This is a genomic window from Streptomyces sp. NPDC006551 (genome assembly GCF_040611675.1).
GTDB lineage: Bacteria > Actinomycetota > Actinomycetes > Streptomycetales > Streptomycetaceae > Streptomyces.
The window spans coordinates 125,952-148,366 of sequence record NZ_JBEXOT010000011.1; the positions used below are offsets into that span (position 1 = coordinate 125,952).

Sequence of the window (22,415 nt, forward strand, 5' to 3'; positions counted from 1 at the left end):
CGGGTTCGCCGGGTTCGGGTCGGCCGGGTTCGGGTTCGCCGGGTTCGGGTTCGCCGGGTTCGGGTCGGCCGGGTTCGGGTTCGCCGGGTTCGGGTCGGCCGGGTTCGGGTTCGCCGGGTTCGGGTTCGCCGGGTTCGGGTCGGCCGGGTTCGGGTTCGCCGGGTTCGGGTTCGCCGGGTTCGGGTTCGCCGGGTTCGGGTCGGCCGGGTTCGGGTCCTCGCACACGGAGCCCGGCGCGCAGGGGTCCTCTTCCTCGCCCACCTGGGCCTGGATGCTGAGCGGACCGACCTCGATGTCCGCGTTGACCGCCTGTGCGGCGCCCGCGGCGGTCAGGGACGCGCCGGCGACGATCACCGTGCCGGCCGCGATGCGCGCGAGGCGAACGCGCGTCTTCTTCGTCATCTGGCTGCTACCCCCAGTAGCTCAATCTCGTCATGGAGCAGCGCTCGGGGCCGCGGGCAGCAGGAGCGACGTCGTGACTGGACCGGCCCCCGTTCACACACGCCCCAGAAATGCGCATGCCATGCGCCACCCTCCCGACTTTCCGTAAACGCGTCAAGGTCGTTGCGCGTGCGATGCCCGAAAGATCATGAGTTGCCCGCCATGCGGGGATGCAACTGTGACGTAAACGCGGAACTTCCGCCTCCCTCACGGCAGTTCCCTTGTCGACAAAGCGCCTGCCGGACCGGGTTTCCGCTTGCGCCCGCGAATCAACGCTCCATCGTCACCAGGCGACCGTACGCCCGTCGGACAGGACAACGGCGCCCGGGCCCCGCGCACACAAGGTGCGGGGCCCGGGCGCCGTGAAAGCGAACTCGGTTACTTCTCCTGCTGCTTGCGCCAGCGGATGCCCGCCTCGAGGAAGCCGTCGATCTCGCCGTCGAGGACCGACTGCGGGTTGCCGACCTCGAAGTCCGTACGCAGGTCCTTGACCATCTGGTACGGGTGGAGGACGTACGAGCGCATCTGGTTGCCCCAGGAGCTGCCGCCGTCGCCCTTCAGGGCGTCCATCTTGGCGCGCTCCTCCTGGCGCTGGCGCTCGAGGAGCTTGGCCTGGAGGACGTTCATCGCGCTCGCCTTGTTCTGGATCTGGGAGCGCTCGTTCTGGCAGGAGACCACGATGCCGGTCGGGAGGTGCGTGATGCGCACCGCCGAGTCGGTCGTGTTGACGCCCTGGCCGCCCGGGCCCGACGCGCGGTAGACGTCCACGCGCAGCTCGGACTCGTCGATCTCGACGTGGTCGGAGGACTCCACGACCGGGAGGATCTCGACGCCCGCGAAGGAAGTCTGGCGGCGGCCCTGGTTGTCGAAGGGTGAGATGCGCACCAGACGGTGCGTGCCCTGCTCGACCGAGAGCGTGCCGTAGGCGTACGGGGCCTTGACCACGAAGGTGGTCGACTTGATGCCGGCCTCTTCGGCGTACGAGGTTTCGTAGACCTCCGTGCCGTAGCCGTGCCGCTCGGCCCACCGCAGGTACATGCGCTGGAGCTGCTCGGCGAAGTCGGCGGCGTCGACGCCGCCCGCCTCGGCGCGGATGTTGACGAGCGCCTCACGCTCGTCGTACTCGCCGGACAGCAGCGTACGGACTTCCATCTCGTCCAGCGCCTTGCGGACCGAGACGAGCTCCGTCTCGGCCTCGGTGCGCGTGTCCGGGTCGTCCATCTCCTCGGCGAGCTCGAAGAGCACCGCGAGGTCGTCGATCCGGCTGCGCAGGGCCTCGGCCTTGCGGACCTCGGCCTGGAGGTGCGAAAGCTTGCTGGTGATCTTCTGCGCCGCCTCCGGGTCGTCCCAGAGGGACGGGGCCGCGGCCTGCTCTTCGAGCACGGCGATGTCTGCCCTCATCTGTTCGAGGTCCAGTACGGCCTCGATCGACCCCATGGTCGAGGAGAGGGACTTCAGCTCTTCGGATACATCGACGACTGCCACGCGTCCAGCGTAACGGCTCGCCGCTCATCCCCGGCCCCCGGGCTTCAGGGCTGTGAGGACGTCTTGGAGTCCTGCGGCGGGGTGTCGGAGTCGCCGGCGGTCGCCAGATAGCCGCCCGCCGCCAGGGCGCCGGCGATCACGACCGCGGCGAGGGAGAGGGTGATGCGGCGCTTGCGGACCGCCTCCGCCTTGTGCCGGGCCGAGCCGGGGCGCCGGGCGCCCGCCGGGCGGGGGGCGCGTGCCGTGCCCAGGGGGCCGCCGGAGAGTTCGTCGGGGGCGGGGACCCGCATGGAGGTGTGGGTGTCCCGGTTGGAGTCCGGAGAGGCGCCCGGGACCAGCGGGACGGCGGCCCGGCGCGGAGCCGGTCCGCCGGCCGGGGCGGCGGTCGGGTACGGGTCCTCCTCCTGCGGCTCGGCGGCCGGCTCGGCGTCCGGCTCGTCCACGTCGAGCGGCGGGATGCCGGAGAGCATCGGCAGGACGTCGCGCAGCCGGGCGCCCAGTTCCGAGGCTCGCAGACGGGAGGCCGGGGCCTTGGCGAGGCACTGGACGATCAGCTGCCACAGCTCCTCGGGGATGCCGGGCAGCGGCACGACCGTCTCGGTGACGTGCCGGCGCAGCACCGCCCCCGGATGCCCGCCGCCGAAGGGCGTGAACCCGGCGAGGAGCTCGTACAGCACGGTGGCGAGGGCGTAGATGTCGACCGCCGCGCGCGGTGGCAGGCCCTCGACGATCTCGGGGGCCAGATAGTCCGGCGTACCGATGATCCGTGTCGCCTTGGTGCGGCCGGGGGTGTCGATCAGCTTGGCGACGCCGAAGTCGGTCAACAGCGCCGGATGGGCGCCGCCGGGGCCGAGCGGGCCCTCCATGTCGAGGAGGATGTTCTCGGGCTTGACGTCCCGGTGGACGACTCCGGCGGCGTGCGCGGCCGCCAGTCCGTCGGCGACGTCCGCGATGATCGCGACGGCCGCCTCGGGGGCGAGCCGCCGTTCCCGGTCGAGGCGGGTGCGGAGGTCGGTGCCGCGGACCAGGTCCATCACGAGCGCGAGGTCGTTCCCGTCGACGACGAGGTCGCGGACGGAGACCACCCGGGGGTGGTCGAGACCGAGCAGGGCCGTGCGCTCCTGGACGAAGCGGCCGACGAGCTCCTGGTCCGAGGCCAGGTCCTCGCGCAGCAGCTTGATGGCGACGGGGCCCTCGGGGCCCTCGCCGAGCCACACCGTGCCGGCGCTGCCCCGCCCGAGGATCTGGTGGGCCGTGTAGCGGCTGCCGATTTTCCGTGCCAAGACTGCTCCCTCAGCGGCTGGCGGTCGCGACAAAGTTACGCGTCCACGGGCGCTGGTCGTCACTTCCGAGGGGAAATCACCCCTCGGAAGTCGATAAATCGGCAGTACTACTGCCCCGTACCGCCGGTAGTAGTACCACCCTCCGTGCTTCCGAGCTCGGAGACCCATGTGGAGACGGACGAGATCATGTCCCCGATCGCCTGCCAGTAGCCCTTGCCCTCGGCGACCCAGTCCTGGAGCGGGGTCAGCTCCCAGATGAGCCAGCCGGCGATCACGAACAGCACGACCGTGAACAGACAGCCCTTGAGGCAGCCGAGGCCCGGGATCCGCATCGGGTTCGCGCTGCGCTGACGCGGCGGGCGCGGCTCGCGCGGGGCCGGCGCCTGCGGCGGCGGCTGCGGGGGCCGGTACTGCTGCTGGGGCGGTGCGTACTGCTGCTGCGGGGGCTGCGGCGGAGGCTGCTGCGGCGCGTACTGCTGCCGCTGCGGCGGACGCGGCGGCTGCTGCTGGGGGTGGGGCGGCTGAGGCGTGTACGGCTGAGGCTGGCGCTGGGGGCGGCGGCGCAGCGGGTCCTGGCTCGGGTCCAGGTACTGCACCTGCGTCTGCTCGTTGCGGTCACGGGCCGCGCGCAGCTGGCTCTGCCAGGGGTGCGGCTCGTCACCCGGGGAACCCTGCGGCGGCTGGGGCGGTACGGGAGGCATGACCGCGGTCGGGTCGGCGCCGCCGCCGACGGGACCGCTGGTCGGCATGACGCTCGTCGCGGCGGCCGGGTCGTACCGGTGCGCTCCGCCACCGCTGGGGAGCACCTGGGTCGGGTCGGCCGCGCCCGGCGTCTCCGGGACGGGCGCGGGCGCCGGGTCGGGGGCGAGCAGGGCGCCGACCCCCTCGGCGGCCTCGATCTGCGCGGGTGTGGCGTGCACGCCGATGCCGGACGCGACCGTACGCAGCGCACGGGCCAGGTTCTCGGCGCTGGGCCGCTGGTCCGGGTTCTTGCTGAGGCAGCGCTCTATGACGGTCCACAGGGGCCCCGGGACGGTCGACGGGCGGTGCGGGTCCTCGCTGAGGTGCCGGTGCAGGACCTCGAGGGCCGTGCCGCCCGCGAACGGGGGACGGCCGGTGACCAGCTCGTACAGCAGGATGCCCGCGCCGTAGATGTCGACGGCGGAGGTCTGCGGGCGGCCCTCGGCGGACTCCGGCGCGACGTACGCGGGCGTGCCGACGAATTCGTGCGTACGGGTCAGGCCCGGGGAGTCGGCTAGGCGCGCGATGCCGAAGTCGGTGAGCATCGGGTGCATCTGGCCGTCGCGCTCGGCGAGCAGGACGTTGGCCGGCTTGAGGTCGCGGTGGACCACGCCGTCGGCGTGGCTGGCGGCGAGGGCGTCGGCGATCTGCGCGGTGAGCAGGCTCGCGGCGACCGGGGTGAGGGGGCCGTTCTCACGGATGTAGCGGTGCAGATCCGGGCCCTCGACGAGATCCATGACCAGGGCGAGGACATCGCCCTCCACGACCAGGTCGCGCGTGCGCACGATGTTGGGGTGGGTGAGCCGGAGCAGCACGGACCGCTCGCGCAGGAAGCGCATCACGATGTCCGCGTCGTTAGCCAGCTCCTCCTTGAGGACCTTGATCGCGACGGTCTCTCCGGGCTGGCCCGGCACGGCGGCCTCGGCGCCCGCCGTCTCCCGCTGGCGGGCTCGCCAGACGGTGCCCGTGGCGCCGCGGCCGAGCGGCTCCTCGAGCAGGTACTTGCTGCCGATTGGCCGCACGTCACGCGCTCCCTGCTGATCGTGGTCCTGGGGGGTCCCGGGTCCCTGTCATCTGTTGTGACCCGTCCGGGTGTCCAACCCACTTTAGTGCCGCCGAACGGGTCAACGGTCGATCACGGGACGGCCGATTCCGGCGCCGGACTTGTCCGAAAACAAGACGCGTTTGTCGTACCGGAGGTTGCGGGAAGCGACGCGAGGCGTGCTCAACCAGGCACTTTTACGTCCACAGCCGACCATTCAAGATCACTTGGAGGCGACCCGCGGGCGGGTTGTCAGCGGCAGGTGCGAGGATGCACACAGCACGTCGCATCGAGGGGACGGGAGCCCCGCGCCGTGCCGACCTGTACCGGACGACGCGTCCGTGCGGGGTGGGGGAGGACACAGGGCGGTTCCCCTGCCGAGCACACGCGCAGAAGGGACCGCTGACGGCGATGCAGATCCGGCTGACCGTCCTCGCGCCGCACGCCGGCCACGGCGCGGGGCGCGCCTGCGATGTGCTTGTCACCGCTCCGGCGGGGACGGCGCTGGCCGCCGTGGCCTCCGGTCTGGCAGCGGCCGTCTCCGGGCCCGACGGTTCCACCTCTGGCACGACCGTGCTCTACGCCGGCCGGGAGCGGCTCGACACCCGCCGCTGCGCGCTGGGCGAGCCTCCGCTCGTCGACGGCGCCGTGCTCACGCTCCAGGTGCCCGGCGAGGACGACCGGCTCGGTGAGGGCGCCGCGGCCCGGCTCCACGTGGTCGCGGGTCCGGACGCCGGCGGGGTGCATCTGCTGCACGGCGGCCCGATCAGGGTCGGCCGCTCCCTGGACGCGGACGTCCCGCTCGACGACCCGGACGTCTCCCGGGTGCACTGCACGGTGACGGTCGGCGACGACGGCCGGGTCACGGTCGCGGACCTCGGTTCCACGAACGGCACGACGCTGGACGGCGCCCCGGTGGGTGACCGCCCGGTCCGCCTGCTCCCCGGCGCCGTCCTGCGCCTCGGCGAGTCCGCCCTGCGCCTCACGCCCGGGACCGTCGGCACGGACGCCCTGCCGACGACCCCGGACGGCGAGGGCCACCTGCGGGTGGGCGCCGGGGCGGACTCCGGCTCGCGTGCCGGCAGCGGCGCGGGGTACGGGACGGGCCCAGGGAGCGACAGCGGGCACGGGACGACCGCGGCGGCTGACACCGGCACGGGGCGCGGCACGGGTCAGACGCACGGGCAGGGCGCGGGCGCCGGCTCGGGGACCCGCGCGGGTCACACGTACGAAACCGGCGCGGACACCGGCACGGGGCGCGGCACGGGTCAGACGCACGGGCAGGGCGCGGGCGCCGGCTCGGGGACCCGCGCGGGTCACACCCACGGGGCCGGCGCGGACTCCGCCTCCGGGCCCCGGCCCGGCCAGCCGTACGGCCAGGGCGTAGATGCCGGGAGCGGCTCCGGGCGCGGCTCCGGCTCGGGGGGCGGGAGCGGCCCGGACCATGGGCAGAGCTCCGCCGCGGGCCAGGGGCACGGCCCGCGTGGCACGGACGCCGCCCACCACGCCGGCCCGTACGAGCCGGAGACCGACGGCGCCCGGGCCCACACGCGCGGCGGGCACGGACCCCACCGCACCCCCTCCCGCCCCGACGAGGACGCCACGCACGGGGGCTCCCTCGGCCACGCGCGTGCTGAGGAGGCGCTGGAAGGTGAGGGCGAGGGCCACAGCAGGACCCGTCGGCAGCCCGCCGCCGCTCCGCAGGGGCGCGGCAAGCGCGGGATAGGGGCGTGGGCGCGGCGGCTCGCCGGCGGCAAGGGCGAGCTGCCGGCAGCGGACGCCGGGGCCGCTTCCGGCGCCGTCGGCGCGTCCGATCCGCACCGGAACGCCTCAGGGCCGGCGCCGGCCGCCGAGACCTGGCCCGACCCGGCCGCCGTCCTGCTGACCGCGCTCGGACCGGGCCCCCGGCTCTGGGAGCGCGGGCCCGGCCATCCCGAGTCGCTGGTGGTCCGGCTCGGCACGACCGACCGGGCGGAGCTGTCCGGGGTACCCGTCACCGTCGGGCTGCGCGAGGCCGGCTCGCTCGGGCTGGCCGGGCCGGGAAAGCGGCTCGCCGGGCTCGCCCGCTCCGTCGTGGCACAGCTCGCCGCCCTGCACTCCCCCTCCGAGCTCGAGATCGTGCTGATCAGCGCGGACCGCAACCGTTCCCTCGAGGAGCGGCGCCGCGCCTGGGGCTGGCTCGGCTGGCTCCCGCATCTGCGGCCGGCGCACGGTCAGGACTGCCGGCTGCTCCTCGCGTACGACCGTGAACAGGCCGACGCCCGTACGGCCGAACTCACCCGCCGCCTCGACGACGGGCCGCTCGGCCCCGGCTGGCCCAGCGCCGACCGCGCGGCCGTCGCCGAGGCCGCCGCGCGCCACGAAGGCCCGGCGACGGTGGTGATCGTGGACGGAGACCCCGGTTCGGCGGCGCTGCGCGAGACGACCGCCCGGCTCGCCGGAGCGGGGGCCGCCGCCGGGATCCATCTGATCTGTCTCGCGGAGACCCCGGCCGCCTCGCCCGTGTCACCGGTGTCGGCGACCTACGAGAGCGCGTGCGCGGCCTCCCTCGCCTTCCGCGAATGCGGGGCGGTCGCCCTGCTGAGCGGCGATGTGGCGACGGCGCTGCGACTGCTGCGTACGGCGGGCGGCCGGGCCGCGGGCCACGGCACGGTCGGGGTGGTGGACGCGGTCTCCGTCGCCTGGGCGGAGCGCTTCGGCCGGGCCCTGGCCCCGCTGCGTACGGAAGGTGGCTCGCCGCGCGGGCGTGCGGCGACGGCGGCTCTGCCACGGTCTGCCCGGCTGCTCGACGAACTCGGTCTCGCCCGGGCCACCCCGGCCTCGCTGCTGGCCCGCTGGGCCTCGGCCGGGGACGGGACGGTCGTGCTCGGGGCGGGACCGCGCGGACCGGTCTCGGTCGATCTGACCGAAGAGGGGCCGCATCTGCTGATCGAGGGCCCGGCCGGCAGCGGCCGCACGGAGCTGCTGCGGTCGATCGCCGCCTCCCTCGCGGCCGGGGGACGACCCGACCGTCTGGGACTGCTCCTGGTGGACGGCGCGGGCGGCGAGCGGGGCGAGGGCCTGGCGGCCTGTACGGAGCTGCCCCATGTCACCGAGCACCTGGTCGCCTCCGACCCGGTACGGATGCGCGAGTTCGCCCAGGCGCTGGGAGCCGAACTGAAGCGTCGCGCGGAGCTTCTGGGCGACGGGCACTTCGGAGACCACCGGGCGGCCACCCGGCGTCCGGTGCAGGACCGCCTGATCGGACAGCGCGGGCCGAGCCCGGCGGAGAGCATGCCGCCGGTCACCCGGGCGACGGCCCGCGTTCCCGACGCCCGCGCCGGTGACACCTTCCTCACCGACCGCCCGAGCGGCCGGGCCCACCGCCCCACCGACGACACCGGCCGAGTCCACCGCCCCACCGACGACACCGGCCGGATCCACCGCCCCACCGACGACACCCTCACCGACCGCCCGAGCGGCCGGACCCTGCGCGCCGGACCGGAAGACCTGACCTACCACCCCAGTGGCCGGACGCTGCGGACGGACGAGGGCCCGGTCGGCGACCGCCCGGGCCCGGGCATCCCCCGCCCGGCGCGGGACGATCGCGCGGACCGACCCGGCGGCGTCTCCCGGACGAACGACTCCGAGCTCTCCGACCGCCCCAGCGGGCGGCTGCCTCGGCGGGCCGACGCCGGCCTCGGCGACGGCGCCGGTGGACGCGCGCGGCGGACCGGCACCGGCTCGCTCTCCGACCGCCCCAGCGGCCGCACCCCCCACCCCGGCGCGGACGGCACCCTCTCCGATCGCCCCAGCGGCCGCACCCCCCGTCCCGGTGGGGAGCCCGAGGCAGGCGGCGACGCGGCCGCCTGGGAGCGGGCCGAGGGCGGCTCCGGCGACCCGGGGGCCGTCGGCCCGCTGCCCCGGCTCGTCGTGCTGGTGGACGACTTCGACGCGCTCGTGGCACCGGCGCTCGGGGCGTCGGGGCGGCCCGCCGCCGGCTCTGTCGTACGGGCCCTCGAAGCCGTGGCACGAGGCGGCGCCCGCCTCGGGGTGCACCTGATCGCGACCTCGGCCCGCCCGGACCGGACCGCGGACACGGAGCTGGCCCACGGCGCCCGGCTCCGGATCGTGCTCGACGCTCCTCCCGCGGCGCCCGGCCCCGACGAGCCAGCGCCGGGCCGGGGGCGGCTCGGTCACCCGGACGGCCGGGTGACGCCGTTCCAGTCCGGCCGGGTCACCGGACGCATCCCCCGCACGGCGACGCTGCGGCCGACCGTGGTCCCGCTGGAGTGGGAGCGGATGGGCGATCCGCCCACCCGCAGACCCGTGCGCGAACTCGGCAACGGCCCGACCGATCTGGCGCTCCTGGCGAGTGCTCTCGACCGCGCGGCCCGCTCCGTCGACGCCACCCCGGCGGCTCCCCTCACCCCCGCCGTCCACCCCTGACCCCCGCCTCCGCCGTCTGACCACACGTCACGAGCCCATCACGATCCCCCGTTCGGCGCGGGAGGCGGTATTGCGGGGCCCGATCACCCGGCGTAGACCTGTCCGCACTGGCACGAGCACGGGACGAGCACGGGCACAGGAGAGACGGGGCAGTAATGCGTACACGTACAACTCTTCGTACACGCAGGGCCGCGGCGGCGATCACCTCCCTCACCGCGGTCACCGCACTCGCCCTCGCGGGCTGCGGCACCGACGGCGCCAAGGACCAGGGCCCCCCGGCCGGGCCCACCAGCACCGGTGACACCGGCGGGGACTCGGTCTCCCTCCCCTCCCTGAAGGGCGAGAAGATCCAGGTCGCCGCCGTGTGGACCGGCCCCGAGCAGGAGAACTTCACCAAGGTCCTGAAGGAGTTCGAGAAGCGCACCGGCGCCACCGTCACCTTCGTGCCCGCGCAGGACCCGATCGTGAACTTCCTCGGTACGAAGATCGCGGGCGGTGCCCCGCCGGACGTGGCGATGCTCCCCCAGGTCGGTGCGATCCACCAGGCCGCCGCCCAGAAGTGGATCAAGCCGGTCGGGCCTGAGGCCAAGGCCCAGCTCGCCAAGAACTACTCCAAGGGCTGGCAGGACCTCGGCGCGGTCGACGGCACGCAGTACGGCGTCTACTTCAAGGCCGCCAACAAGTCCCTGATCTGGTACAACAGCGCGGCTTTCGAGAACGCCGGCGCGTCCGAGCCCAAGACGTGGAAGGACTTCCTCGCCACCGCCGAGACCATCTCCGCCTCCGGCGTCACCCCCGTCTCGGTGGGCGGCGCGGACGGCTGGACGCTCACCGACTGGTTCGAGAACGTCTATCTCTCCCAGGCGGGCCCCGAGAAGTACGACCAGCTGGCCCAGCACAAGATCAAGTGGACGGACCCGTCGGTCACCCAGGCCCTGACCACACTCGGCGAGCTGTTCGGCAAGCCGAACCTGATCGCGGGCGGCGCGGACGGCGCGCTGCAGACCGAGTTCCCCGCCTCGGTCACCCAGACCTTCACCGGCGGTGACCAGCCCAAGGGGGCGATGGTGTTCGAGGGCGACTTCGCCGCCGTCAACATCGCGCAGACCGACGCCAAGATCGGTACGGACGCGAAGGTGTTCCCGTTCCCTGCCGTGGGCGACGGCGCGGAGTCCCCGGTGGTGACGGCCGGCGACGCGGCGGTGGCGCTGAAGGACACCAAGGGCGCCCAGGCGCTGCTGACCTTCCTCGCCTCCCCCGACGCGGCGGAGATCTGGGCGGGCGCGGGCGGGTTCCTCTCCCCCAACAAGAACCTGGACCCGGCGGCGTACCCGAACGACGTCCAGCGCGAGATCGCCAAGGCGCTGATCGAGGCGGGCGACGACTTCCGCTTCGACATGTCGGACCAGATGCCCCAGTCGTTCGGCGGAACTCCCGGCAAGGGCGAGTGGAAGGCCCTCCAGGACTTCCTGAAGAACCCGAAGGACATCGCCGGTATCCAGGCACGGCTGGAGGCCGACGCGGCCAAGGCGTACAAGAGCTGAGCCGCCGTCATGGCATCGGTGCCGCGCATAGGCGGGAAAGGCACGCCCCGCACTCCGCACAAGAGCGTCACCGGCACCCGTAAGGCAGTGGCGGCGGGGTTCCTCCTCCCCGCCCTGCTGCTGCTCGGTGCGCTCGTCGTCTACCCGATCGGGTACTCCGTCCAGCGGTCCTTCTTCGACAAGTCCGGGACCTCCTTCGCCGGCCTCGACAACTACATCGAGCTCTTCACCGACGACACCATCCTCACGGCCGTCAAGAACAACGCCATCTGGGTGGTTCTCGCCCCGGCCGTCGCGACCGTGCTCGGACTGATCTTCGCGGTCCTCACCGAGCGGGTGCGCTGGGGCACGGCGTTCAAGCTGATCGTCTTCATGCCCATGGCCATCTCGATGCTCGCCGCCGGCATCATCTTCCGGCTCGTGTACGAGCAGGATCCGGACCGCGGGGTCGCCAACGCCGTCTGGGTCGGCGTCCACGACACCTTCGCCGAGTCGTCCGTCTTCCCCCGGGCGCGCCCGCTCCCGGTCCATCCGCTCGCGCCGGCGGGCGACGGCGGGTTCGTCACCGAGGAGCCGGTCCGTACGGGAGAGGTAGCGCGGCTCCCGCTGATCGGCGTCCCGCCGGCGCAGATGCCGCGGGACGCCCGGCCGGCGCGCACCGCCGAGCCCGCGCCCGCGGCCGACGGGATCTCCGGCACGGCCTGGCTGGACTTCACCAGAGGCGGGGGCGGGAAGCCGAACGTCGTCGACGCGAAGGAACTCGGCCTCAAGGGGCTGCGCATCGAGGCGGTGAAGGACGGCAGGGTCGTCGCGAGCACCACGGCCGCCGCCGACGGCACGTTCAGCCTCCCGGCCGCCGCCGACGGATCGGTCCTGCGGCTGCCCGCGAGCAACTTCCGGGAGCAGTACAACGGCGTCGAGTGGCTCGGCCCCTCCCTCGTCACCCCCGCCATCATCGGCAGTTACGTGTGGATGTGGGCCGGGTTCGCGATGATGCTGATCGCCGCCGGCCTGGCGAGCGTGCCGCGCGAACTCCTCGAAGCGGCCCGCGTCGACGGGGCGAACGAATGGCAGGTGTTCCGCCGCATCACGGTCCCCCTCCTCGCGCCCGTCCTCGCCGTCGTCCTCGTCACCCTGATGATCAACGTCCTCAAGGTCTTCGACCTGGTGTTCATCATCGCGCCGGGCTCGGCGCAGGACGACGCGAACGTGCTCGCGCTCCAGCTGTACCGGTCGTCCTTCGGCACGGACGCCGATCTCGGGATCGGCTCCGCCATCGCCGTCCTGCTCCTGCTCCTCGTGATCCCGGTGATGGCCTTCAACATCCGCCGTATGCGAAGGGAGACCCGCCGGTGACAGCGTCGAATCGAGACGGCGGTCTGGGGGCGCGGATCGCAGCCCGGACCGGCGGGGGCGCGATGCGGATCTTCCTCGTCCTCGTCGGGCTCTTCTGGCTGATGCCGACGGTGGGGCTGCTGCTGTCGTCGCTCCGCTCCCCCTCCGACATCAGCGAGAGCGGCTGGTGGCAGGTCTTCAGCGCCCCGGCCCAGCTCACCACCGAAAACTACGCCGACCTCCTCGCCAACGAGACCATCACCGGCTCGCTGCTCTCCACCATCCTGATCACCGTCCCGGCCACCGTCCTCGTCGTCGTCATCGGCTCGTTCGCCGGGTACGCCTTCGCCTGGCTGGACTTCCCCGGACGGGACTGGTGGTTCCTGGTCGGCGTCGGCCTTCTCGTGGTCCCGGTGCAGGTCGCGCTCGTGCCGGTGTCGAAACTGTTCGGCACGATCGGGATCTTCGAGACGACGCTGGGGGTCGTGCTCTTCCACACCGCCTTCGGACTGCCCTTCGCGATCTTCCTGCTGCGGAACTTCTTCGCGGAGATCCCGAAGGAGCTGCTCGAAGCGGCCCGGCTGGACGGGGCGGGCGAGGTCCGGCTCTTCACCCGTGTCGTGATGCCGCTGGGCGGGCCGGCGATCGCCTCGCTCGGCATCTTCCAGTTCCTGTGGGTGTGGAACGACATGCTCGTCGCGCTGATCTTCGCGGACTCCGAGTCCCCGCCGATCACGGTGGCGCTGCAGCAGCAGGTACGCCAGTTCGGCAACAACATCGACGTGCTGGCGCCGGGCGCGTTCGTCTCGATGGTGATTCCGCTGGCGGTCTTCTTCGCCTTCCAGCGGCAGTTCGTCTCGGGCGTGATGGCGGGCGCGGTGAAGTAGGGACGGGCACGGCGGTACGGGTACGGGGCGCGCTCTCGTACCCGTGCCCGCCGGTGCGCGTACAGCCCATGCCCCTTCCGCCCGTCAGGCCGTGAGCGCCGCCACCGCCGACCGTGCGAGGTCGTCCAGGTAGCCCGGGGGCAGGTCGCCCCTGACCACCACGAGTCGCCAGTACAGCGGCCCCACGACCAGGTCGAGCGCCCGGTCCGGGTCGGCGCCCGGCGTCAGTTCCCCGCGGTCCACGGCCTCGCGCACCACCTGGGCGACGACGCCCTGCTGGCTGTCGAGGAGGGCCGCCTTGATCGCCTCGGCGATCTCCGGCTGCCGGGCGGCCTCCACCAGCAGGTCCGGGATGACCTGCGAGGCCACCGGGTGGCGCAGGGCGTGCGAGGCGACCTCGAGAAGGGCGCGCACGTCCCCGTACAGCGAACCGGTGGACGGTGCGGGCAGCCCCTGCGCGGCGAAGGCGCCGACGAGGTCGAGGACGAGCGAGAGCTTGGACTTCCAGCGCCGGTAGACGGCGGTCTTGCCGACACCCGCGCGGCGGGCGATGCCCTCGATCGACATGCGCGCGAACCCGACGGCGGCCAGCTCCTCGAAGACGGCCGCGCGGATGGCCTCGGTCACGTCCTCCCGGAGCACGGCGGCTCCCGCGGGGGCGCGGCGAGGGGTTCCGGGGGGTGGTGTCGTCATGGACAGGATCCTAACCAACGATGACGTCACGACGATACGGTTGCGTTCCGACGTACACCGGGTCTAGCCTCGTTCGTAACGACGATACGGTCCCGTCCTGTCGTAGAACCGTCGAGCCGAAAGCGACTCCGTGACCACCCAGACGACCACCCCGACGCTCCCGCGAGCGGTCGAGCCGCCCGGCCAGGGCGAGGACCTGCGCGCGCTCGCCCTGCGCCACGGGCTGTCCGTCAGCGGCGCCCGCCCCACCCTCCTCGCGTACGTCCGGCAGCTCTGGTCGCGCCGCGCCTTCATCGCCACCTTCGCGACCGCCCGCCTCACCGCGCAGTACAGCCGGGCGAGGCTCGGCCAGATGTGGCAGGTGATGACCCCGCTCCTCAACGCGGCGGTCTACTTCTTCGTCTTCGGCGTCCTGATGGACGTCCGCAGCGACATCCCGGACTACGTCCCGTTCCTGATCACGGGCGTCTTCGTCTGGACCTTCACGTCACAGTCGGTCCTGGCGGGGACCCGCGCCATCAGCGGCAACATCGGCCTCGTCCGGGCCCTGCACTTCCCCCGCGCGAGCCTCCCCGTCGCCGTCGCGCTGCAGCAGCTCCAGCAACTCGTCTTCTCGCTCGGCGCGCTGGTCGTCATCCTGTTCTGCTTCGGCGAGTTCCCGGCCCGGAGCTGGCTGCTCGCCGTCCCGGCGCTCTTCCTCCAGACGCTCTTCAACACCGGCGTCGCCCTCGTCATGGCCCGCCTGGCCGCCCGTACGCCGGACATCGCGCAGCTGATGCCGTTCCTGCTGCGCACCTGGATGTACGTCTCCGGTGTCATGTGGTCCCTTCAGCACCTGGCGGCGAGCAGCCGGCTCCCGCAGGCGTTGATCGCGATCCTGGAGGCCAATCCGGCGGCGCTCTACATCGACCTGATGCGCTGCGCGCTGATCGGCAGCTTCACCTCGGGTCAGCTGCCCCCGCACGCCTGGGCGTTCGCCGCCGGCTGGGCGCTGCTGGCCTTCGTCGGCGGCTTCCTCTATTTCTGGAAGGCAGAGGAGACCTACGGCCGTGGCTGACCACACGCTCCCCGAGCGGATCCCCACCGTCGTCGTCGACGGCGCCCACGTCACCTACACCGTCCAGGGCGGCCGGACCGGGAAGGGCGGCGCCACCGCCGCCCTCGGCCGGATGCTCTCCCGCCGGGCCGCTCCGGGCGCCCGCACGGTGCACGCGGTCAAGGGCGTCAGCTTCGCCGCCTACCGAGGGGAGGCGATCGGCCTGATCGGATCGAACGGATCGGGGAAATCCACGCTCCTCAAGGCCGTGGCGGGGCTGCTGCCGGTGGACGAGGGACGGATCTACACCCAGGGCCGGCCGTCGCTCCTCGGCGTCAACGCGGCACTGATGGGCGATCTGACCGGGGAGCGCAACGTGATCCTCGGCGGGCTGGCGATGGGCATGAGCCGCACGGAGATCGACGCCCGCTACGACGAGATCGTGGACTTCTCCGGGATCGACGAGAAGGGCGACTTCATCTCGCTGCCGATGCGGACGTACTCCTCGGGCATGAGCGCCCGCCTCCGCTTCTCCATCGCGGCGGCGAAGAGCCATGACGTGCTGCTGATCGACGAGGCGCTGGCGACGGGTGACGCGCGGTTCCGCCGCCGCAGCCGGCAACGGATCGACGAGCTCCGGGCAGAGGCGGGGACGGTCTTCCTGGTCAGCCACTCGAACTCCACCATCACCGAGACGTGTGACCGGGCCCTGTGGCTCGAGGCGGGCACGCTGTGGAGGGACGGTCCGGCGGACGAGGTCGTGGCGGCGTACGAGGAGTTCACCAGGACGGGGGGACAAAAGGGGAGTAAGTAACCCAAACAGCAATAGAGTGCGGTTTCGATGACCACGCATCGAAACCGCACCCCACGGCCCTCACCCGACGGCGATCCAAGCGCCCCGGGCGACCCCGGCATCGACACCGGTACCGGCACCACCGGCGCGGACGGCCGGCCGTCGCCGCCGTCCCCGTGCGCGCCCGCGCCCCCCGCCCTCACCGGCTCCCCCTTCGAGTCGGAGACGTTCACAGCCGCCACCTTCGTCGCGGTCGGCACCGGCCCCCAGCGCGCCCTCGCCGGTATCTGGACCGTCACCCGCGTCGGGATGCTGCTGCTCCTCCTGCGCGACAGCCTGGGCATCGGCGGCGTGGGCCGCGAGGTCCATGTGCTCTACCAGTACTGGTACCGGCAGTTCGCGCACGGCACCTTCCCGGTGGGCGACGTCACCTGGCAGTATCCGCCCGGCGCCGGCCTCGTCATCATGTCGCCGGGCGTGCTGCCGTGGCTCACCTACTTCCAGGCCTTCGTCGCCCTCACCCTGCTCGCCGACGCCGCCGTGGCCCTCGCCCTCGCCCGGGCCGACAGCGACCGCCTCACGCACGGCGCCTGGGTCTGGGTCTGCGGACTGCCGCTGCTCCTGCACATCCCCCTCGCCCGGTACGACGTCCAGGTCACCGCCCTCGCCGTACTCGCGCTCCTCGCCCTGAGGTCCCGCTTCACCGCGGGGCGTCTCCTCGGCGGGGCGCTCGCCGCGGTCGGCACGCTGGTCAAGGTGTGGCCGGCCCTGACCCTGATCGGCACCCCCCGGGGCCGTACCACCCGTGACGCCTGGGTGTCCGCCGCGGTCACCGCGGCGGCCCTGCTCGCCACCCTCGCGCTCTGTTTCACCCACTCCCTCGACTTCCTGCGCCAGCAGGGCAGCCGGGGCGTCCAGATCGAGTCGCTCGGCGGCACCGCGCTGGCGGTGGCCAGATCGACGGGCGTCTGGCCGGGGACGGTGGAGTACCGCTACGGCGCCTTCGAGTACGTCGGCCCGTACGTCTCCAGCGTGGGCCGGCTCGCGCTGCTGCTGACGGTCCTGGCCTTCGTCTGGCTGCTGATGTGGCGGCTGCGGGCGCGCTCCTGGACCGCGGCGACGCCGCTGGACGCGGCGCTGGCGGCCGTACTGCTCTTCACCGTCACCAGCCGGGTGATCAGCCCGCAGTACATGATCTGGCTGATCGGTCTCGTCGCCGTCTGCCTGACCTGCCGGGAGAGTGTGATGCGCCCGGTGGCGGTGCTCCTGCTTCCGGCGGCGGCGCTCAGCTCTCTCGCGTACCCGGTCCTCTACGACGAGGTGGTGGCCGGCACCTGGCCGGGCCTGGTGGTCATGCTCGCCCGTAACACGCTGCTGCTGGCGGCGGCACTGCTGGCCGCCCGGCGCCTGTGGACCGCCTCCGTCGCCACCCCGGACGAGTGAAAGGGCCCCGCCGGACGACCGGCGGGGCCCTTTCGCCCTTGGACTAGCTGTGCGTCCGCAGCAGCTGGCGCATCGTCCGCATCGCCACCGACAGGTTGGCCAGGTCGAACGTCTCCGAGCTCTGGATCTCCTCCAGCGTCGTGCGCGCCCGGCCCAGGATCGCCGCGTTCTTCTGCTCCCAGGCCTTGAACCGCTCCTCCGGCGTCGAGGTGCCGTTGCCCGCCGACAGCACGTCCGCCGTCAGAGCGGCGTGCGCGGCGAACAGGTCCTCGCGGATGGAGGCGCGGGCCATCGACTGCCAGCGGTCCTCGCGCGGCAGCTCGATGATCCGGTCCATGAGCTGGGTGATCCGCAGCCGGTCGGCCAGGTCGTAGTAGACCTCGGCGACCGCCATCGGGTCCTTGGCCGTACGGTCCGCGATCGCGACGATGTCGAGCGTCGGGAAGGCGGAGGAGAACCCGGCGACCCGCAGCGCGAGCTCCTCCGGGACACCCACGGCCGTCAGCTCCTCCAGGATCGACTGGTACCACTCCAGGTCCGCGCCGCGCAGCAGCTGGGGCAGCTCGCCCCAGACCCGCTCGACGCGATCGCCGAAGAACTCGATCGTCTCGGCGAGCTGGAGCGGCTGCGGCCGGTTGCCGAGCAGCCAGCGCGTACCGCGCTCGACCAGTCGGCGGGAGTGCAGCCGCATCCGGGTCTGGAACTCGGCCGGGACCTGGTTGTCGAGCGCCTCGACGGCGTCCCAGACCTCGCTGAGCCGGAAGATCGCGCGGGCGGCGGTCTGCGCGCGGACGATCTCCTCGATCGACGCGCCGGTCTCCTCGCGGAGGCGGTGCAGGAAGGTCGAGCCACCGCTGTTGACGGTGTCGTTGACCAGGATCGTGGTGATGATCTCCCGGCGCAGCGCGTGCGCGTCGATCGCCTCGGGGAACTTCTCGCGCAGCAGCGTCGGGAAGTACTCGTGGAGCAGTCCGCGCAGGTACGGGTCGTCCGGCAGCTCGGTGCCGATCAGCTCGTCGGCCACCGTGATCTTGGTGTACGCGAGGAGGACGGCGAGCTCCGGCTGGCTCAGGCCCTTGCCGTTGTTGAGCAGCTCGCGGATCTGCCGGTCGTTGGGCAGGAACTCCAGCGACCGGTCGAGGTGTCCGTCGCGGCCCAGTCGGCGCATGAAGCGCTGGTGGGCGTGGAGCAGGGACGGCGACTGGGCGACGGCGTTGGCCAGGGCCACGTTCTGCGCGTAGTTGTTGCGCAGGACCAGGGCGCCGACCTCGTCGGTCATCTCCGCGAGGATCTTGTTGCGCTGCTTGACGGTCATGTCGCCTTCGGTGACGAGCCCGTTGAGCAGGATCTTGATGTTGACCTCGTGGTCGGAGGTGTCCACACCGGCGCTGTTGTCGATGGCGTCGGTGTTGACCCTGCCGCCCTCGCCGTCGGGGCCGCCCTTGCGGGCGAACTCGATCCGGCCGAGCTGGGTGAGACCGAGGTTGCCGCCCTCGCCGACGACCTTGACCCGCAGGTCCTCGCCGTTGACGCGGATGGCGTCGTTCGCCTTGTCGCCGACGTCCGCGTGGGACTCGGCGGACGACTTCACGTACGTACCGATGCCGCCGTTCCACAGCAGGTCGACGGGTGCGTGAAGGATCGCCTTCATCAGCTCGGCCGGGGTCATCTTGGTGATGCCGGACTCGATGCCGAGGGCCGCGCGCATGTGCGCGTTGACCGGGATCGACTTGGCGGTACGGGGGTGGATGCCGCCGCCCTGCGAGAGCAGCTCCGCCTTGTAGTCGGCCCACGAGCTGCGGGGCAGCTCGAAGAGGCGGCGCCGCTCGGCGTACGAGACGGCCGCGTCCGGGTTCGGGTCGATGAAGATGTGCCGGTGGTCGAAGGCGGCCACGAGCCTGATGTGCTCGCTCAGCAGCATGCCGTTGCCGAAGACGTCACCGGACATGTCACCGACGCCGACGACGGTGAAGTCCTCGGTCTGGGTGTCGTGGCCGAGCTCGCGGAAGTGCCGCTTGACGGACTCCCAGGCGCCACGGGCGGTGATGCCCATGCCCTTGTGGTCGTAGCCGGCCGAGCCGCCCGAGGCGAAGGCGTCGCCGAGCCAGAAGCCGTAGGCGACGGCGACCTCGTTGGCGATGTCGGAGAAGGTCGCGGTGCCCTTGTCGGCGGCGACGACGAGGTAGGTGTCGTCCTCGTCGTGGCGGACGACGTCGACCGGGGGCACGACCTCGCCGGCGACGAGGTTGTCGGTGATGTCGAGCAGGGCCGAGATGAACGTCCGGTACGAGGCGATGCCCTCGGCCAGCCAGGCGTCTCGGTCCACGGACGGGTCCGGGAGCTGCTTGGCGACGAAGCCGCCCTTGGCACCGACGGGCACGATGACGGTGTTCTTCACCATCTGCGCCTTCACCAGGCCGAGGATCTCGGTACGGAAGTCCTCGCGCCGGTCGGACCAGCGCAGACCGCCTCGCGCGACCTTGCCGAAGCGCAGGTGCACGCCCTCGACGCGCGGCGAGTACACCCAGATCTCGTACGCCGGGCGGGGCGCGGGGAGGTCGGGGATCGCCTGCGGGTCGAACTTCATCGACACGTACGCGTGCGGCGTGCCGTCGTCGGACCGCTGGAAGAAGTTGGTCCGCAGGGTGGCCTTGATGACGGTGAGGAAGGAGCGGAGGATCCGGTCCTCGTCGAGGGAGGCGACCTGGTCGAGGGCGCCGTCCAGCTCCTCCAGGAGACCGTCGATCAGCTCGGTGCCGGCGCGCTGGCGCTCCGGGGACATCCGGGCCTCGAAGAGGGAGACGAGCAGCCGGGTGGTGTGGACGTTGTCCCGGAGGGTGTCCTCCATGTAGTCCTGGCTGAACGTCGAACCGGCCTGGCGCAGGTACTTCGCGTAGGCGCGCAGCACCATCGCCTGACGCCAGGTCAGCCCGGCGGAGAGCACCAGCGCGTTGAAGCCGTCGTTCTCGGCCTTGCCGGTCCAGGTGGCGGCGAAGGCTTCCTGGAACCGCTCGCGGGCGTCGTCGGCGAGGTAGTCGCCGCCGTTGGCGGTCGGCGAGGGGAGCCGCAGACCGAAGTCGTAGATCCACGCGTGCGTACGGTCGGCGCAGCGCAGCTCGTACGGGCGCTCGTCGACGACCTCGACGCCGAGCCGGTTGAGCACCGGCAGGACGGCGGAGAGGGAGACCTGGGCACCGGTCTTGTAGATCTTGAAGCGGCGCTCGCCGGGGCCGGTGCCGACCGGCTCGTACAGCGAGAGGGCGAAGTCCTCGCCGGTGCGGCTGAGCTGCTCCAGGTGGACCAGGTCGGCGACGGCGGCGCGCGGCGAGTGGTCGGCCTTGTAGCCCTCGGGGAAGGCGTTGCCGTAGCGGCGCAGCAGCTCGGCGGCGCGCTCCTCGCCGAGCTCGGCGTTGAGGGCCTCGCCGAAGCCGTCGGCCCAGGAGCGGGCGGCCTCGACGAGCCGGGCCTCGATGCGGTCGGCGTCGGCGTCGGTCAGCTGGGAGAGCTCGGTGCCGGGCTGGACGCGGACGACGAAGTGCAGACGGGAGAGGATCGACTCGGTGTTCCAGGCGGTGAAGTCGACGCTGGTGCCGCCGAGCTCCTCCTTGAGGATGTCGATGATCCGCAGCCGGACACCGGTGGTGTAGCGGTCGCGCGGCAGGTAGACGAGGGCGGAGTAGTAGCGGCCGTACTCGTCCTGGCGCAGGTAGAGCCGCAGCCGCCGCCGCTCCTGCAGGTACAGGACGCTGGTGACGATGGACCGGAGCTGGTCGACCGGGGTCTGGAACAGCTCGTCGCGCGGGTAGGTCTCCATGATCTGGAGCAGGTCGCGGCCGTCGTGACTGTTGGGCGAGAAGCCCGCGCCGTCCAGGACCTCCTGCACCTTGCGGCTGACCACCGGCACACGGCGGACGGACTCGGTGTAGGCGGCGGAGGAGAACAGGCCGAGGAAGCGCCGCTCGCCGACGACGTTGCCTTCGGCGTCGAACTTCTTGACGCCGACGTAGTCGAGGTACGACGGGCGGTGGACCGTGGAGCGGCTGTTGGCCTTGGTGAGGATCAGCAGCTTGTGCTCGCGCGCCTTGGCGCGGGCGTCGGCGGGCAGCCGGCTGAAGGACGGCGAGACCGGGTGGGCGTGCTGGTCGTCCTGGCCGCTGTGGTGCGGGTCGGAGCGCAGAATGCCGAGGCCGGTGCCGGGGACGGCGGTCAGGGCGTCACCGTCGACCAGCTCGTACTCGCGGTATCCGAGGAAGGTGAAGTGATCGGCGGCGAGCCAGCGCAGCAGCTCGCGGGCCTCCTCCACCTCGGTGGGCCGCAGGTCGGACGCCACCGGCTCGTCGGGCAGCCCGTCGGCGATGCGCAGCGCGGCGTCGCGCATCTTCTCCCAGTCCTCGACCGTCTCGCGGACGTCGGACAGGACGCGCAGCAGGTCGGCGGTGATCTGCTTGAGGTCGGCGCGGTCGGTCTCGCGGTCGATCTCGACGTGGATCCAGGACTCGACGAGCGCGTCGTGCGGGAGGTCGGCCTTCATGGAGGCGCTCTCGGCGGCCAGCACCTCGATGAGCTTGCCCGTGACGTCACGGCGGACGAGGACCTGCGGGTGGATCACGACGTGGATGCCGCGGCCCTGGCGGGAGAGCTCGTTCGTCACGGAGTCCACGAGGAACGGCATGTCGTCGGTGACGACCTCGACGACGGAGTGGCTGCAGGTCCAGCCGTTCTCCTCGACCGTCGGGGTGTGGACGCGCACGTTCGCGGTGCCCTGGGGACGCGTCTCCGCGAGCCGGTAGTGCGAGAGCGCGGCGCCGAAGACGTCCACCGGGTCGCGGTCGGTGAGGTCCTCGGGCGCGGTGTGCAGGTAGTAGCGCTGGAGGTAGTCGAGCAGGGTGTCCCGGTCGGGCCTCTCCCCGCTCTCGGGCCCCGTCGGAAGTCGCCCCCCGGCCGGGCTGTTCTCAGCTACCCGGGCGGCCCTCTCGAGCAGCTCGGCCTTGGCTTCGTCCAGCTTGGTCTGCATGTCCTCTGGCTCCTGTCGCGCGCCATTGCGTGACGTCGGTGGAAGAAAGGACACAACGCCACGACGCGGTGCTACCGGTCGAAGTCGACGTTATGCCGCGATGAGAGATGTCCGGGCCGTATTCGGCCACTGTGCGCGCCACGCCCGGACGGCGAAGATCGGCGAACGCCCCGTCGGCCCGGCCGCTGTCGCGGACCGGGCGGAGGCCGGGGGCTTCGCTGCCCCCTCGGCGTATCGCGCTGATCACGGG

The 22,415-nt window shown here is 72.5% G+C and carries 12 protein-coding genes and 1 pseudogene; 7 read left to right on the forward strand and 6 right to left on the reverse strand.

Annotated features, from left to right (window positions below):
* From ABZY12_RS14255 to ABZY12_RS14270, 4 genes and pseudogenes are all read right to left on the reverse strand, one after another.
* Positions 1–402 (reverse strand): annotated as a pseudogene (locus tag ABZY12_RS14255) (hypothetical protein); the annotation flags it as partial.
* Between the two features lie 417 nt (positions 403–819).
* Entirely contained in the window at positions 820–1,926 is a 1,107-nt protein-coding gene (gene prfB, locus ABZY12_RS14260; RefSeq protein ID WP_356889863.1) for a peptide chain release factor 2, read from the reverse strand.
* A 44-nt stretch (positions 1,927–1,970) separates the two neighbouring features.
* Positions 1,971–3,209 carry a serine/threonine-protein kinase gene (locus ABZY12_RS14265; protein ID WP_356889865.1) on the reverse strand — a complete coding sequence of 413 codons (1,239 nt, stop codon included), beginning with the start codon at positions 3,207–3,209 and terminating at the stop codon, positions 1,971–1,973.
* Between the two features lie 107 nt (positions 3,210–3,316).
* Positions 3,317–4,972 carry a serine/threonine-protein kinase gene (locus tag ABZY12_RS14270; protein WP_356889867.1) on the reverse strand — a complete coding sequence of 552 codons (1,656 nt, stop codon included), beginning with the start codon at positions 4,970–4,972 and terminating at the stop codon, positions 3,317–3,319.
* 431 nt (positions 4,973–5,403) lie between these two features.
* Between ABZY12_RS14270 and ABZY12_RS14275 the strand changes: the two genes are divergently transcribed.
* From ABZY12_RS14275 to ABZY12_RS14290, 4 genes are all read left to right on the forward strand, one after another.
* Positions 5,404–9,420 carry an FHA domain-containing protein gene (locus ABZY12_RS14275; RefSeq protein WP_356889929.1) on the forward strand — a complete coding sequence of 1,339 codons (4,017 nt, stop codon included), beginning with the start codon at positions 5,404–5,406 and terminating at the stop codon, positions 9,418–9,420.
* Between the two features lie 155 nt (positions 9,421–9,575).
* Positions 9,576–10,964, forward strand: coding sequence for an ABC transporter substrate-binding protein (locus tag ABZY12_RS14280; RefSeq protein ID WP_356889869.1), 1,389 nt, complete (start codon positions 9,576–9,578; stop codon positions 10,962–10,964).
* Positions 10,965–10,973: 9 nt separating this feature from the next.
* The gene (locus ABZY12_RS14285; protein ID WP_356889871.1) at positions 10,974–12,320 is read left to right on the forward strand and encodes a sugar ABC transporter permease; all 1,347 of its coding nucleotides are present in this window, start codon (positions 10,974–10,976) and stop codon (positions 12,318–12,320) included.
* A 62-nt stretch (positions 12,321–12,382) separates the two neighbouring features.
* The gene (locus tag ABZY12_RS14290; RefSeq protein ID WP_356889931.1) at positions 12,383–13,186 is read left to right on the forward strand and encodes a carbohydrate ABC transporter permease; all 804 of its coding nucleotides are present in this window, start codon (positions 12,383–12,385) and stop codon (positions 13,184–13,186) included.
* An 84-nt stretch (positions 13,187–13,270) separates the two neighbouring features.
* Here the strand turns inward: ABZY12_RS14290 and ABZY12_RS14295 are convergent, their stop codons facing one another.
* Entirely contained in the window at positions 13,271–13,879 is a 609-nt protein-coding gene (locus ABZY12_RS14295) for a TetR/AcrR family transcriptional regulator (RefSeq protein ID WP_356889873.1), read from the reverse strand.
* Between the two features lie 130 nt (positions 13,880–14,009).
* Between ABZY12_RS14295 and ABZY12_RS14300 the strand changes: the two genes are divergently transcribed.
* The 3 genes from ABZY12_RS14300 to ABZY12_RS14310 all read left to right on the forward strand — a co-directional run bounded on the left by ABZY12_RS14300 (position 14,010) and on the right by ABZY12_RS14310 (position 17,151).
* Positions 14,010–14,936: an ABC transporter permease gene (locus ABZY12_RS14300; protein WP_356889875.1), complete on the forward strand. Its 927-nt coding sequence runs from the start codon at positions 14,010–14,012 to the stop codon at positions 14,934–14,936.
* Complete coding sequence (locus ABZY12_RS14305; RefSeq protein WP_356889877.1) at positions 14,929–15,729, forward strand: ABC transporter ATP-binding protein; 801 nt, start codon at positions 14,929–14,931, stop codon at positions 15,727–15,729. The genes ABZY12_RS14300 and ABZY12_RS14305 overlap by 8 nt, the downstream gene beginning before the upstream one ends.
* Before the next feature lie 288 nt (positions 15,730–16,017).
* On the forward strand, positions 16,018–17,151 hold the full coding sequence (locus ABZY12_RS14310; RefSeq protein ID WP_356889933.1) for a glycosyltransferase 87 family protein: 1,134 nt from the start codon (positions 16,018–16,020) through the stop codon (positions 17,149–17,151).
* A gap of 43 nt (positions 17,152–17,194) precedes the next feature.
* Here the strand turns inward: ABZY12_RS14310 and ABZY12_RS14315 are convergent, their stop codons facing one another.
* A complete protein-coding gene (locus ABZY12_RS14315) occupies positions 17,195–22,165 on the reverse strand; it encodes an NAD-glutamate dehydrogenase (protein WP_356889879.1) in 4,971 nt (1,656 codons plus the stop codon).
* Between the last annotated feature and the right edge of the window lie 250 nt (positions 22,166–22,415).